Annotated in this window: 13 protein-coding genes; 5 read left to right on the top strand and 8 right to left on the bottom strand. The window is 70.2% G+C overall.

Annotation, left to right across the window (positions count from 1 at the left end; genetic code table 11):
- Nucleotides 1-786: an IclR family transcriptional regulator gene (locus R4I43_RS20175; RefSeq protein WP_324267216.1), complete on the top strand. Its 786-nt coding sequence runs from the start codon at nucleotides 1-3 to the stop codon at nucleotides 784-786.
- 133 nt (nucleotides 787-919) lie between these two features.
- Nucleotides 920-2359 carry an MFS transporter gene (locus R4I43_RS20170; protein ID WP_324267215.1) on the top strand — a complete coding sequence of 480 codons (1440 nt, stop codon included), beginning with the start codon at nucleotides 920-922 and terminating at the stop codon, nucleotides 2357-2359.
- Between the two features lie 138 nt (nucleotides 2360-2497).
- Here R4I43_RS20170 and R4I43_RS20165 read toward each other — a convergent pair whose 3' ends face one another.
- The 3 genes from R4I43_RS20165 to R4I43_RS20155 form a co-directional block, all read right to left on the bottom strand.
- Entirely contained in the window at nucleotides 2498-3388 is an 891-nt protein-coding gene (locus R4I43_RS20165; protein ID WP_324267214.1) for an MBL fold metallo-hydrolase, read from the bottom strand.
- 100 nt (nucleotides 3389-3488) lie between these two features.
- Nucleotides 3489-3899, bottom strand: coding sequence for an SRPBCC family protein (locus R4I43_RS20160; RefSeq protein WP_324267213.1), 411 nt, complete (start codon nucleotides 3897-3899; stop codon nucleotides 3489-3491).
- Entirely contained in the window at nucleotides 3896-4213 is a 318-nt protein-coding gene (locus tag R4I43_RS20155) for an ArsR/SmtB family transcription factor (RefSeq protein ID WP_324267212.1), read from the bottom strand. Before R4I43_RS20155 ends, R4I43_RS20160 begins: the two co-directional genes overlap by 4 nt.
- Before the next feature lie 329 nt (nucleotides 4214-4542).
- Here R4I43_RS20155 and R4I43_RS20150 point away from each other — a divergent pair, with 329 nt between their 5' ends.
- Nucleotides 4543-5421 (top strand): universal stress protein, encoded by an 879-nt coding sequence (locus R4I43_RS20150; RefSeq protein ID WP_324267211.1) that lies wholly within the window; start codon nucleotides 4543-4545, stop codon nucleotides 5419-5421.
- Between the two features lie 145 nt (nucleotides 5422-5566).
- On the opposite strand, the gene R4I43_RS20145 is transcribed toward R4I43_RS20150, so the two are convergent.
- Entirely contained in the window at nucleotides 5567-6397 is an 831-nt protein-coding gene (locus tag R4I43_RS20145) for an SAM-dependent methyltransferase (protein WP_324267210.1), read from the bottom strand.
- A gap of 263 nt (nucleotides 6398-6660) precedes the next feature.
- Between R4I43_RS20145 and R4I43_RS20140 the strand changes: the two genes are divergently transcribed.
- A complete protein-coding gene (locus R4I43_RS20140) occupies nucleotides 6661-7494 on the top strand; it encodes a cytidyltransferase (RefSeq protein ID WP_324267209.1) in 834 nt (277 codons plus the stop codon).
- 95 nt (nucleotides 7495-7589) lie between these two features.
- A complete protein-coding gene (locus R4I43_RS20135; protein WP_324267208.1) occupies nucleotides 7590-9914 on the top strand; it encodes a LuxR C-terminal-related transcriptional regulator in 2325 nt (774 codons plus the stop codon).
- 11 nt (nucleotides 9915-9925) lie between these two features.
- Here the strand turns inward: R4I43_RS20135 and R4I43_RS20130 are convergent, their stop codons facing one another.
- The 4 genes from R4I43_RS20130 to R4I43_RS20115 form a co-directional block, all read right to left on the bottom strand.
- A complete protein-coding gene (locus R4I43_RS20130; RefSeq protein WP_324267207.1) occupies nucleotides 9926-10126 on the bottom strand; it encodes a hypothetical protein in 201 nt (66 codons plus the stop codon).
- Nucleotides 10127-10370: 244 nt separating this feature from the next.
- On the bottom strand, nucleotides 10371-11402 hold the full coding sequence (locus R4I43_RS20125; RefSeq protein WP_324267206.1) for a ketopantoate reductase family protein: 1032 nt from the start codon (nucleotides 11400-11402) through the stop codon (nucleotides 10371-10373).
- A 17-nt stretch (nucleotides 11403-11419) separates the two neighbouring features.
- The gene (locus tag R4I43_RS20120; protein ID WP_324267205.1) at nucleotides 11420-12511 is read right to left on the bottom strand and encodes a LacI family DNA-binding transcriptional regulator; all 1092 of its coding nucleotides are present in this window, start codon (nucleotides 12509-12511) and stop codon (nucleotides 11420-11422) included.
- Nucleotides 12512-12570: 59 nt separating this feature from the next.
- Nucleotides 12571-13551 carry a 3-hydroxyacyl-CoA dehydrogenase family protein gene (locus R4I43_RS20115; RefSeq protein ID WP_324267204.1) on the bottom strand — a complete coding sequence of 327 codons (981 nt, stop codon included), beginning with the start codon at nucleotides 13549-13551 and terminating at the stop codon, nucleotides 12571-12573.
- Nucleotides 13552-13561: the final 10 nt, after the last annotated feature.

Genomic DNA, 13561 nt, shown 5'->3' with positions numbered 1-13561 from the left:
ATGCACAACAAGAGCAAGGCCGCAGGGGCCGCTGAGCCCCGGACCGCCACCCAGGCCGTGGAGCGAGCTCTGTCCATGCTCGTCCTCCTCGGTCAGCGCGGCCCCTCCGGCGTCACCGAGCTGGCACGCGAGCTGGGCGTGCACAAGTCGACCGCGTCCCGCTTGATGACGACCATGGAGAAGTTCCGGTTCGTCGAACAAGTGGGCTCTCGCGGCAAGTTCCAGCTCGGCTTCGGCATCGTCCGGCTCGCCGGCGCCACCGCGGCGCAGCTGGACATCGCGGGGGAGGGAAGATCCACCTGCACGCGATTGGCCGCCGAGCTGCGCGGGACCGTGAGCATCAGCGTCCTCGACGGCGGAGGCACCACCACCGTCACCCAGGAGCCGAGCACGGAGCGGAACTGGATCGGGCTCCGACTACCGCTGCACGCGACCGCGAGCGGGAAGGTGCTGCTGGCGAACTTCGGTTTCGAGAAGCTCGACGAATTCCTGCGGCAACCGCTGCCCCGCTTCACCGAGCGCACCATCGTCTCGCGCGGCGCCCTGGCCGCAGACCTCAACCGGGTGCGCGACCGCGGTTGGGCGACCGCGGTCGGGGAGTTCGACGCCGAGCTCCACTCCGTCGCCGTCCCCGTGCGGGGCCCCGGCGGGCGCGTGGCCGGAGCGCTGAGCGTCACCGCCGACAGCGAGCACCTCCACGCGTCCGATTTCCCCGCCGTGGCGCGAGTTCTCGGCGAGGCAGCCGAGGAGATCCTCGAACGCTTGCAGCAGCTCGCAGGCCCGTAGCTGCACCCGAAAGCCTTGACCCTCTGAGACACATCTATTATCGTGCATAGATATATCAGCTGTGCGCGCCGAAGGTGATCATGCGTCGACCTCGTACGTCCCGAGCGGACGTCCCGCTGAACGGACCGGCAGGGTGAACGACACGCCCGTGCCACCGGGGACGGGCGGCAAGCCGGCCATCGAGGACGCGCAGACGATTCGTCGCGCGACAACGGCAGCGGCCTTGAGCAACGTCGCCACGTGGTACGACTTCGGCACCTACTCCTACATCGCCCTCGCCCTCGATCGGGTCTTCTTCCCCGACGCAGGCGTGTGGGCACCGGTGTTCACCCTGGGCACCTTCGCCGCCGCGTTCCTGGTCCGCCCCCTCGGCGGAGTCATCCTGGGACCGCTGGGGGACCGCTTCGGCCGAACCAGAGTTCTGTCCGCCACGATCTTCCTCATGACGTTCGCGACTGCGCTGCTCGGACTCGTTCCCAGCTACGGCGCGATCGGCATCGCAGCGCCGCTGCTCGTGCTGTTCATCCGCATGCTGCAAGGCTTTTCGGTGGGCGGCGAGTACATCGGAACCCTCACCCTCGTCGCCGAGTACGCCCCGGACCGGCGGCGCGGCTCCCTCGGGAGCCTGCTGGAATTCGGCACGCTCATCGGGTACATGCTCGGCGCAGGTATCACCTCGATCCTGGTGGCCGCACTGCCGGAAGACGATCTGCTCACGTGGGGCTGGCGGCTTCCCTTCATGCTCGCCCTCCCGCTGGGCGTCACCGGGCTCTACCTCCGGAGGGACCTCGAGGAGACCCCGGCGTTCCGGCAGCAGATGGAGCGCTCGCCGGCGATGGCCACCATGGCACTTCGGCGGGTGTTCCAGATCTTGGCCAAGCACTACCGCTCTGCGGTTCTGATCGCAGGCGGACTGATCGTCGCCTGGAACGTCACCAACTACGTGCTGACGAACTACGTGCCGACCTACTTGACGACCACCCTGCCCGGACACGGCGAGAGCGGGACCAGCGGGGCCGTGTCGGCCACGCTGCAGGTTGCCGTCATGCTCGCGATGCTGATCGTCATCGTCTTCGTCGGCAAGCTCAGCGACCGGATAGGCAGGAAACCCATCCTGCTCACCGGCAGCGCGTCGCTGATCCTGCTCGGCCTTCCTTCGGTGTGGCTGCTGCGGACAGGCCTCCCCGGTCAGGTCGCAGGCTTGATGATCATGGGTTTCGCGCTGCTCTGCTTCGCCGCGGTGACCCCGTCCACCCTGCCCACGCTCTTTCCGACGTTCATCCGCTACGGCAGCCTCGCCATCATCTTCAACGTCTTCGTGTCAGCATTCGCCGGGACGGCACCCACGGTCATCGGAGTCGCGGTCACCACGACGGGGAACCTCGACTGGCCCGGCTACTACCTCATCGGAGCAGGAGCGATCGGGCTGGCGAGCACCCTCTTCCTCGAAGAACCAGCTGGAAGACCCCTGACCGGAGCGGCACCGCTCACCTCGAGCGCGGACCTGCCCACTCCCCCGCTCTCCGAAGACGGCGTGCCCATGGAGAACCCACCGAAGGACCGGCCGGAGTGACGCAACGTCAGCCCCAGCGGCGGAGAACCCGCGCCATTTCGTCACCGTGACATCGTCGGCCTGCGGAGAGCCCCGGCCACGGGTGGCGCACCAGAGGATCTTGACTCCCCTGTCCCAGCTCCTGACCGGTCACGCGTGTTACGTCGCGCGGTAGCGCCCGGGCTCGACCTCCGCGACTAGGCCGTCGGCCATCAAGCGCTCCAGGTGCCGCTCCGCTGTCCTGCGCTCGACGGGCTCCACGTGCGCTCCTTCGACATGGGGTCGGTAGACCAGCCTGTGTTCGACGATCTCCGCGAGGGTCCGCGGTTCGCCCAGCAGCCCCAGGAGCGTTTCGTCCCGCTTGCGCACCACGTCGGCATACGCGTCGAGGCGTTCGCGGAACTCAGCAGCACCCTCGATCACGCCCTTCTGGTGCGATGTGCCGTACCAGCGCGCGTCGATCTGCCGGCACTGCTGCATGGAGGCCTCGAAGTCCGCCAGGCTGCTCTCGACATCGCCGTAGTACGGCCCGAACGACGTCAGGTCGATGTCCGCGATGAACAGGAAACCGTCCGGCTCGATCAGGAAGCCGCTGTGCCCCGCGGTGTGACCGGGCAGGTGCACAGCGGTGACGGTGCGCCCGCCGAGATCGAACACGGCACCGTCGTCGAACCCGATCGCATCCGGGCGCCCTGCCACGTGGAAGTGATCCCGCAGGTTGCGGTCCGCGCTGGCAACGGCGTCGGGCGCCAGGCCGAATCCGGCGACCAGGACCTCTCGAGAGCGCAACGCGGCGCTGTCGGCTTCGTGCACGTAGACCGGAACGTCATAGCTGCCCAGTCCCGCGATGTGATCCTCGTGCGCGTGGCTGACCAGGACCAGATCCGCAGGCGGCGCTCCCTCGACCAGCGACAGCGACGGATCGACCACCATCGTTGCCTCGGTGCCGCGCACGAGAAGCGAATTGCCGAACGGGTAGGCACCGCGCTTGGCCCCGACGAGCACGGAAACCTCCCCGTACTCCATCTCCGCGTACCCCTCGTCGACCAACTCGATTCCCTCCCACGCGTTTTCAACCTCGTGCAACGGCTGGGATGCCGGACACTACTCGAACACCACCACGTGCGGGAGCCCCTGCTGGCGGCGTGCGTCAGTTGATCTCTGGGGCGAGTTTCGCGAGCCCGGGCAGAACTGTGTCGCGCCACCCAGGACCCATCCGCTCGCACGCGTCGCGGGCGCGCTTGTCGTCGAGATCGAACCCGGAGTGCTCGAGCAGAAGTCGTGTTCCGCGCCCCTCAGCGACCAGTCGCCAGGTCAGCGTCCAGTCACCGTTGAACCGGTACGCGAAACGTTCATGAGGCTCGGATTCCACGACCTTGCACGGAATGGACCCGAACCCGGGCATCTCCAGGTGGAACTCGTGGCCGACGTGCTCGGCGATATCGCCGGGCGCCCACCACTTCGCGTGCAGCTCTGGTTCGGTCAGGGCGCGCCAGACCTTCGCCGGAGGGGCATCGATGAACTGGTCGACCGAGATCGTCCCGGTGCGGGCGTAGGTCATGGTGGATCCTCCTCGTTCTCCAAGACCTCGGCCATGCTGCGCAGGCGGTCACGCCAGAACTGCTCGAACGGATGCAGCCACTCGTTGATCTGCTCCAGGGGTGCGGCTTCCAGGTGATAGAGACGCTGGCGACCGACCGGCTCGTCCCGGACGAGCGCTGCACGGCGTAGAACTTGCAAGTGTTCGGCGACCGCGGGACGACTCAGATCGAACTGAGCGGCCAGGTCCCCGGCTGTCCTAGGTCCGTCCGCCAGCAGCTCCAGCAGGCGGCGCCGGTATGGGCTGGCCAGAGCGAGGAAGACGTCTTCGGACATGGAGAGAGTATGTGTCGGCGATACCCGACATGTCAATAATCTCCGACATAACCACCCGGCGCCCGGTCGCGCGGTATCGGCGCTCGCCACACGTGCTAAGGCCCGTTTCTGCACCGCACATCACTGCTGTTCCGCGCGGACGCGTGTAGTGGTTGTTGCAGCAACCAGGACGTCCCAGCACGCCCACTGCGCGTCCGCCGCCGCGCAGCCCGTGCGGTCCGCGAGGACCGGGTCCTGGCTCGGCGAGCGCGCGCAGAGTTGTTCCGGCATCGTCGATGTGGCGGTCAGTTCCGGGTGATGCAGTCGGCGCCGAAACAGGGGGAACGAGGATGTCCGACCTGAGCAACGCGATCGTCGTCGGGATCGACGGTTCCGGCCCGGCGCTCAGCGCGGTGACCTGGGCCGCGAAGGTGGCCGCGGCCCGCGGCCTGTCACTGCACCTGGTCTCGTCGACCGAACCGTACTTCCGCGCCTTCTACGGCGCGAGCATGCCGGTGCCGCCGGAAGCGTTCAGCGAGATCGACGAACTGGCCCGCACGCGGCTGCGCGAAGCCAACGGCCGCGCGACCGCGGCAGCCCCGACGTTGACCGCGACCACCGAGTACGTGCAGGAGCAGCCGATCTCGCTGTTGCTGCGCTTGTCCCAGAGCGCCCGGTTGCTCGCGCTCGGCGCCTCCGGGCGCGGTGGCTTCAGCGGCATGCTGCTCGGTTCGACGGCCGCGTCCGCCACAGCGCACGCGGCCTGCCCGGTGGCCGTGGTGCGCGCGCCGAGCGCCCCGGACGGCCCGGTCGTCGCTGGTGTCGACGGCAGCGAGACCAGCGTCGACGCGCTGTCGGCCGCCTTCGTCGAGGCCTCGTGGCGGCGGGTGAAGCTCGTGGCCGTGCACGCCTCGCGAGATGCGGAGCTCTCGATCCGCGAGGTCGGCCTCGGTCGCCCAGCACCGGACCCGCAGGAGCCCGAGCGCGTCCTGGCCGAGAGCCTCGCGGGCATGCAGGAGAAGCACCCCGACGTCCAGGTCGAGCGCACCACGATCAACAACCACCCCCGGGACGCGCTGCTGGACTGGAGCACCCGCGCCCAGCTCGTCGTGGTCGGGAGCCGAGGCCGAGGAGGCTTCCTCGGCATGCTCCTCGGCTCGACCAGCCAGGCCCTCCTCCAGCACGCGGAGTCCCCGGTCCTCATCGTCCACCCCGGCCAGGACCGCTAGTGCTGCTTCGATGAGCGGCTGCAGCGCCTCTCCGACTTCCCGGCTGGCGTGGAACAATTCGGCCCCACCTCCGCGTACTTCGCGTGCGTGATGTGGTGCGGTCGCTCGCCGCGCTCCGGGTTCGGTGCCGGTGTTTCCGCTGTGGTCAGCTGCGGAGGATGCCGACGCCGCCGAGCACGTTGCCCCGGGCGGCTTCCTCGTCGCTGACCGGGGTGTCCGGGCGCCAGTGGGCTGCGGGCACCACTCCCGGGTCGACCAGCGCGTATCCCGGGAACAGCGCTGCGACCTCGTCGGCGGTGCGGATGTGCAGGTGCGGGGTCGATGTTCCTGCCAGCAGGGAACGCAGCGCGGCGACCTCGTCGTCGGTGCGCGACATCTGCGCGTTGTTGGACACGGCCAGCGCGCTGCCCGGAGCGCACGCGTCGCGGTAACGCTCGACCAGCGCCGCCCCGTCGGGGCTCGGCACGAGGTCGAGGATCCCGAACGCCAGGACCGCGACCGGTTTGGAGAAGTCCAGCAGCCCGGCCACGCCCGGAGATCGCAGCACCTCTTCGGCGTTGCAGACGTCGAGCTCGGTGACCGAGACCTGCGGGTCCTCGCCCAGGAGGTGGCGAGCGTGGTGGCAGGCGATCGCTTCCCAATCGACGTAGGCCACTTTCGCCTGCGGGCAGTGCGCGCGGGCGATCTCGTGCACGTTGCCGACGGTGGGAACCCCGGATCCCAGGTCGAGGAACTGGTCGATACCGGCCTCGGTCGCCAGGTAGCGCACCGCGCGGCCGAGGAAGGAGCGGTTGGTGTAGCTGTAGTCCCGTTCGGTCGGTACGAGTTCGAGAGCTTGTTCTGCCGCCTCGCGGTCCACCTCGAAGTTGGCGGACCCGCCGAGGAGGTAGTCGTACATGCGCGCGATGTTCGGCCTGGTGAGGTCCGCGTGCGAAACCTCTGCCGCCAACTCGACTTCCCTGGCCCCGTCGTTCATGACGCCACCGTATCTGAACCAGGAGCGAATGATCACCTGTTCAGCGTGATGGGTTTCGATCCTCGATCTTCCGGCCGCTCGATCCCTGACCGGCCGCTCCCCGGGATCGAAGTGCTCCTGACGGGTCGTTGCGGCATGCGGACAGGTGCTGCGCGATCCGGATCGCGGCGGGCTCCGCTGCGACCTAGTTTTGGCCTCGGAACCGAGAGGCGTTGCCCGCGCCGGGAAACGACCGGTTCCGCCCACGAACATCCCGGAATCCGTTGGGGGCAACCGTGATCCGCGAACTGCGCCAGCACAGTGCCGTGTGGCGCGGGATCAGCGAGGTACCGCCGGACTGGCCCGCCTGCGCCGTCACCATCGGCGTCTTCGACGGCGTGCACCGCGGGCACGCCTGGCTGATCGAGAGCACCCTCCGCACCGCCCGCGAAACCGGTCTGCCCACGGTCCTGGTCACCTTCGACCCGCATCCGGCTCGGGTGCTGGGGCTGCCGCGCGACACCTCGGCGCTGAGCAGCGTCGCACGGCGAGCGGACCTCGTCCGCGAACTCGGCGTCGATCGGGTGTGCGTCCTGCCGTTCACCCACCACCTGGCCCGGATGAGCCCCGAGGAGTTCGTCGAGCGCGTGCTGGTCGACGCCCTGCACGCCGCGGCCGTCGTCGTCGGCGCCAACTTCACCTTCGGCCACCGCGGCACCGGCGACGTCGAAGACCTCCGGTGCCTCGGCGTGCGCCACGGCTTCACCGCGCACTGCGTGCACCTGCTGCCCACGGGCGAGTCCCGCTGCTCCTCGACCCACATCCGCGACTGCCTGCGACGCGGCGATCTCCAGGCCGCCACCCGGGCGCTCGGCCGCCCGCACGAGGTCGAAGGCGTCCTCGCGCCTGGACACCAGATCATCATCGCGCCAGGCGCCGCGCTTCCGCCCCCTGGCCGCTACGCGGGCCTGATCGCCCAGCACGCGGTCGAACTCCGGGTGACCCGCTCCGCCGAGGACGGCTCGGAAGCCCTGCACCTCGAGTCCCCGGCCGCACCCCTCGCGCCGCACGAGACCGTGCTCGTTCAGTTCCTCGACCGCGTGCCCTCGGCCTGCTGAGCAGCGGCGCCGGCCGGCTGCGGTCGAGGTCTACACTCGAGGCGGCAGTGATGTGCGTCACTGATCTCCTCGCTGACCGTGAGCTGGTGGGTGGCATGACCCGGCGTCTGGGCAATCTCCCCCGCTCGGAGACCGTCACCAGCTTCGTCGGCCGACGGGCGATGGTCGGCGAGATCCGCACGCTGCTGGGGTCCGCCCGGCTGGTGACGCTGCTCGGCCCCGGTGGGATGGGCAAGACCCGGTTGGCCGTTCGCGTCGCCGAGGCCGCGCACCGGGCCTTCCCGGACGGCGTCTGGCTCGTCGAGCTCGCCGAGCTCCGCGATCCGGCCCTGACCGATCACGCCATCATCGACGCCCTCGGCGTCCCGGACCGGTCGGCGGAGTCCTCCGAGGAGGTGCTGATCGAGCACCTGCAGGACAAGTCCCTGCTCTTGGTCATCGACAACTGCGAGCACCTGCTCGACGCGTGCGCGAACCTGATCGCCGCCGTGCTGCGCGCGGCTCCCGGGGTGCGCATCATCGCGACCAGCCGCGAAGCGCTGCACGTCCCTGGGGAGCACGTCGTCTCCGTCCCGCCGCTCAGCTTCACCAGCTCCGAGGAAGGTCGCGCGGACGGGAACCCCCTCGATCACGAAGCGGTCGAGCTGTTCGTCCAACGGGCGGCCGCCGCGGTGCCCGGGTTCACCCTCGATGCCGAGAACCGCGAGGCCGTGGCCAGGTTGTGCGCCCGGCTCGAGGGGATGCCGCTGGCCATCGAGCTCGCTGCGGTGCGGCTGCAGGCGATGGGCGTCACCGAGATCCTGGACCGCCTCGAAGACCGGTTCCAAGCGCTGTCCACCGTGGTCCGGGGCGCACCGGCCCGCCACCAGACCCTGCGCGCCGCGGTGGAGTGGAGCTACGCGCTGTGCTCGCCCGCCGAGCAGACCGCGTGGGCGCGGCTGTCGGTCTTCCCGGGCGGGTTCGACCTCGACGCAGCCCTCGCCGTGATCGGGCACGGCTCCCTGACCGCGCAGGAGGCCACCGACGCGGTGACGGGCCTGGTGACCAAATCGGTCGTGCTCCGCCAGGCCCACAGCACCGGAGCCCGGTACCACGTGCTGGAGACCATCAGGCAGTTCGGCCGGGAGATCCTCCGCGGCACCGACGCCGAGCTCGACGTAGGCCGGCGGCACATGCATCACTTCGCCGACTTGGCGGCTCGCGCCTGCCACGACTGGTCGGGACCGCGGCAGCGGGAGTGGTCGTCGATGTTGCGGCGCGAGCAGGTCAACTTCCGCGAAGCGCTCCGCTTCGGCTTCGACAACGACGCGGACCGGTCCGTGGCCGTGCGGACGGCGGTGGACCTGCGGCACCTGTGGGTCATGGGCGCCAGCCGCGAGGGCCGGGAGTGGATCGACAAGGCTCTCGCCGCGCTCCACGCCGACACGCCGCTGCGGGCCCAGGCGCTCTGGGTGGCGGGATGGGTCCGCCAGGTCCAGGGGGAACCGATCGGTTCCACGGCGATCTTGACCGAGTGCATCGACGCCGCCCGGCGACTGGGCGATCAGGTGACGCTCGCCCGAGCCGAGCAGTTCCTCGGCGTCAACATGCTGCTCGGCGATCACCTCGACCACGCGGAGGCGCTGCTGTCCGGTGCCCAGGCGATGTATCGGTCGCTCGGGGTTGTGGACTCGGAGTCGCTGATCGGGCTGGCCGCCCACGGATGGCTGCGCCTGATCGAGGGCGACAGCCGGGAGGCCGAACGGATCGCCGAGGAGTGCCGCCGGCTCAGCCGGAACATCGGCGAAAGCTGGGCGGCGACCTGGGTGCTGTGGGTGCTGGGGCTCATCGGCTGGACCCGTTCCGACGAGATCCTGGCCACGGCGGCGCTGCGCGAGGCCATCGAGATCAAGCGGGAGCTCGGCGACTGGCTCGGCATCCCCTGCTGCGTGGAGGTGCTGGTCTGGATGCTGGCGGAATCCGGCCAGCACCGGCGCGCAGCCCGGCTCATGGGCGCCAACCAGGAGCTCTGGATGCCGATCGGCCAGCCCATGTTCGGATTCGTCACCTACCTGGAGGCCCACGAGCGCTACACCGCCACCCTGCGGGAAGCGCTGGGCGATGCGCAGTTCGCAGCGGAGCACACCGCGGGCACCCACCTCTCACCGGACGCCACCGTCGCCTACGCGCTCGGGACACCTCGACAGACCCGCACGGCTGATTCCTCACCGCTGACCCGCAGGGAAGGGCAGGTCGCACGACTCGTGGCGGAGGGGCTGACGAACCGGGAGATCGCCGAGCACCTGGTCATCTCACCGCGCACCGCCGAATCGCACGTCGAGAACATCCTGAGCAAGCTGGGTTACACGTCGCGGGCTCAGATCGCCGCCTACGTCCGCGCGGACCTCAGCCCTGATTCTCGTCCGGCTCAATCCCGGTGAGCCGCTGATCGTCACCCCTCCGCGGGGTGGACGTCGTCGAGGACGGGGAATCGAGCATCCGCGGGCAGCTGGCGCGCGGGAGCCGCGGTCACCGCCACGCGGACCGCCTCGAGGTGGGTCCGGCAGACGGTGCGTGCGCTGTCGGGCCCAGGCCGGGCGCGGGTGCCCACGGAGTCGCAGATCCAGGTGCCGGTGCACGGGTTGCGGTACACGTGGGATGTCTGGTGCGGCGCATGACTTGTGGTTCGAGGCGAGGACATGGTCGAGCTTTCTCACGCGAGGCGGATCTGACGCACTCCAAAGTCCCCCGCGGCCTCTCACGCGACCAGGGCAGAACTACTGAGTTTCCTACGTAGGTGGCCCTCGATCCCGGCAGGCCGCGCACCCCCCACCCCGGCGGCATTGCGCAGTAAGCTGCCCAGTGCGGACGAGCTGACGGGCGGCGTTTTCGGGTCGTCACCGGGCTCCGACGTCGCCGCTGACCCTCGCCAGGCGGCGGAAGGCCTCAGGACCCGCTCGGTGGGCGCCTGATTCGATCTCGTGGATGATCCGGGTGAGTTCCGCGTTGAGCGGTGCCTCGCGGCCGATCTTCCGGGCCGCTTCGACGACGCCGCCGTTGATGACGTCGACCTCGGTCGGGCGGGACCGCTGCAGGTCCTGGAGCATCGACGCCTTGGTGGGCCCGGCCCGGACCATGAGCCGATCGAGGGCGTCCTCGGCGGCCGCGCGGTCGGTGGCGTCGCGGGTGAGCAGCTGATCGGCAGGGGTCGCGAACACCTCCCCCAGCGTCATGCCCAGGGCGCCGGCCGTGTCGTAGCCCTCTCGCCAGAGCTGCAGGGCCACCTCGCGCCCGACCGGGTCGGCCACCACGTCCCGGTACAGGCAGCCGCCCGCGGCGCCGAGCCCGGAGAAGGTGCTGTTGAGCAGGAGCTTGGTCCACACCTGGCTGGCGATGGTCGCGGTGGTCTTCGCCTCGGCGATGCTCCCGAGGACCCGTTGCAGCCTGGCGAGCCGTTGCGTGCTGCTGCCGTCGAGCTCACCGACGACCGTGGGGGCGTCGGTGGTCTGCTGCAGGTGCCCGGGACCGAGGTTGGTCGCTCCCCACTCGATCAGACCGACGATCAGGCGGTCCCGGCCGACCAGCGACTGCACGAGGTCGTGGACCAGACCGTTGCCCAGCGCGACGTAGGTGTCCACCAGTCCCGCCTCGACCAGCGGTGTGACGGCCGGCCGCAGCGCGAGGGACTTCACGGTCAGCAGCGCGAAATCGAAGTGCCCGGTCAGCTCGCCGGGGTCCGACACGGCCTGCAGCCGGCGGCGCGAGACCTGGCCGTCGACCTCCTCGAACAGCAGTCCCGGGTCACGAAGCGCGGTGACGTGCCGGTGGTCGGCGTCGAGCACCGTGACGTCGTGGCCCGCGTTGGTCATCTGCGCGGCCGCGACCCCGCCGATCGCGCCGCCTCCGACGACGATGATGCGTTCTGCCATGTTCGCTCCTTCGAGTTTCAGGTGGTGCCGGCGAGCGCGCCGGCCGCCGGGGGAACCGCACGCGGCGGACAACCGCAGGTGGTGCCGATGTGGAGTTCGTAGGGCCGGATGGATTCGCGGGTGGGCCCTCCCGCGCCGTCGATCCGGCGGATGAGCTGGTCTACGGCCAACTCCGCCATGTGCCGGCGGGGAACGGAGATGGTGGTCAGCTCGGCCAGCATCGAGGCGGGCGGGAAGACCCCGTCGATGCCGGTGACGGCGACGTCCTCGGGAATCCTGATTCCGTTTCCCCGCAGGCTTCCGATCACGCCGGAGGCGATCGCGTCCGATCCGCAGACGATCGCGCGGGGCAAGTCCCCGGTTTCGATCAGGTGCTGGGCCGCGTGGTTGCCGCCTTCGGCGGTGAGGCTCGTGGTGAACCTGCGGTGCGGCGGCACCGGGGCGCCGAGCTGCTTCGCCGTGGCGACGAACGCCTCCGCCCTGCTGCCCGACGACGACGAGTTGTGCGGTCCGGTGACCACCGCGAGGTCGGTGTACCCGTGCTCGACGACGTGGCGGACGATCTCCTCGGCCGCCGTGACGTCGTCGATGCCGATGAAGTCCGCGTGCAGGTCGGGGATCCGGCGGATCAACTGCACGAACGGCATCCTGGCCCGGCGCAGCCGCCGGACGATCCCGCCGTCGTCGGGGTGCAGCACCGTGAGCACGATGCCGTCCACGCGCCGGGCGATCATCGCCTCGACGACGCTCGCCAGCGTCTCCGAGCTCTCCTGGGTGTGGGCGAGGAAGACCTCGTAGCCCTGGCCGCGCGCCGCGTCGATGGTGCCTGCCGCGACGTCGGCGTAGAAGGGGTTGTCGATGTGGGCCAGGACCAGGCCGAGCACGCGGGTGCGGTCGGCTTCGAGCTTGGCGTGGTGGCGTTCGAGCGGGTAGCCCATCTCCCGCGCGATCTGCAGCACTCGTTGGCGCATCTCGGCGGACACACCGCCACGGCCGTTGAAGACGTAGGAGACCGTGGCCGGCGTGACCCCGGCTTCCCTGGCGACGTCCGCTGCGGAGACCCGGAGGGCCCGGACTCCCGTTTTGCGCCCGTGGTTGCTCGACTTCATGCCGGTAGCCTCCTCTCGGTCCTTCTCAGGGGGAAGCGCAGGCCGGGCTCTCACGGCCGTCAGCGCAGCTGGTCGCGCGGCTCGACGAGAGCGACCTGCCCGAGTTCTGCGCGCAGCCGGTCGAGCCCGGCGTAGGCGCGATCGCGGTAGCGGGCCACATCGGCGCCGACGCCGTCGGCGAACTCGTAGAAGCCCTGCCCGGTCTTGAGCCCGTGCCGTCCCCGTTCGACCTGGTCGACGAGCATGCGCGGGGTGCCGATGCGGTCGCCGTAGGCGGCTTCCAGCGTCGTGAACCCGTCGCGGTACACGTCGAGACCGGCGATGTCGGCGATGGCGAACGGGCCGAAGAACGGCAGCCGGAAGCCGAAGGAGTTGCGGACCACCTCGTCGACCTGCTCCGGGGCGGCCACGCCGTCCTCCACCAGGCGCGCGGCCTCCCGGAACAGCGCGTACTGGAGCCGGTTCGCGACGAACCCCGGGGAGTCGCCGACCACGGTCGGCACCTTCCCGATGCCGCGCAGGAAGCCCACGACGTCCTCGACCACCGACGGGCTCGTCCGGGCTGCCGGGATGACCTCGACGCTGGGCACGAAGGGCGCGGGGTTCATCCAGTGCACCCCGAGGAACCGCTCGGGCGCGGTGACGCTCGTCGCGAGCTCCCCGATCGGGATGGCCGAGGTGTTCGTCCCGATCACGACCTCCGGTCCGACGACCGACGAGATCCGTTCCAGGACCGGTCCTTTCACCTCGACCCGCTCCGGGACGACCTCGGCGACGTAGCCGACGCCGACCAGCGCCGCTTCGAGCGATTCGGCGGCGCGCAGGCGGGCCCGAACGGCGTCGGCCATCGCTGCCGGGATCAGCCCGTCGGCGGCGAACTCGTCCGCCTCGTCGTGCAGCTGCCGCACCCGCTCCCGCGACCGCTGCGCCGTCTCGTCGACGACGACGCAGTCGATGCCGCGAGCCGCGAAGGACTGGGCGATGCCGCCGCCCATGTACCCGGCGCCGACCACCGCGACGCGCACGTCCTGGTTCGCCATCTGCCCGGCC

It is taken from the genome of Saccharopolyspora mangrovi, from assembly GCF_035320975.1.
In the GTDB taxonomy this organism is placed as follows: Bacteria; Actinomycetota; Actinomycetes; order Mycobacteriales; family Pseudonocardiaceae; genus Saccharopolyspora; species Saccharopolyspora mangrovi.
The sequence above is the reverse complement of the archived record's forward strand: the minus strand, read 5'-3'. Positions and strand labels throughout refer to the sequence as shown.

Coding starts and splice junctions, on each gene's coding strand:
- R4I43_RS20150 (WP_324267211.1), top strand. CDS start 4,543: ATGTCCGACCTGAGCAACGCGATCGTCGTCGGGATCGACGGTTCCGGC.
- R4I43_RS20125 (WP_324267206.1), bottom strand. CDS start 11,402: ATGGCAGAACGCATCATCGTCGTCGGAGGCGGCGCGATCGGCGGGGTC.
- R4I43_RS20120 (WP_324267205.1), bottom strand. CDS start 12,511: ATGAAGTCGAGCAACCACGGGCGCAAAACGGGAGTCCGGGCCCTCCGG.
- R4I43_RS20115 (WP_324267204.1), bottom strand. CDS start 13,551: ATGGCGAACCAGGACGTGCGCGTCGCGGTGGTCGGCGCCGGGTACATG.
- R4I43_RS20160 (WP_324267213.1), bottom strand. CDS start 3,899: ATGACCTACGCCCGCACCGGGACGATCTCGGTCGACCAGTTCATCGAT.
- R4I43_RS20145 (WP_324267210.1), bottom strand. CDS start 6,397: ATGAACGACGGGGCCAGGGAAGTCGAGTTGGCGGCAGAGGTTTCGCAC.
- R4I43_RS20175 (WP_324267216.1), top strand. CDS start 1: ATGCACAACAAGAGCAAGGCCGCAGGGGCCGCTGAGCCCCGGACCGCC.
- R4I43_RS20135 (WP_324267208.1), top strand. CDS start 7,590: ATGACCCGGCGTCTGGGCAATCTCCCCCGCTCGGAGACCGTCACCAGC.
- R4I43_RS20155 (WP_324267212.1), bottom strand. CDS start 4,213: ATGTCCGAAGACGTCTTCCTCGCTCTGGCCAGCCCATACCGGCGCCGC.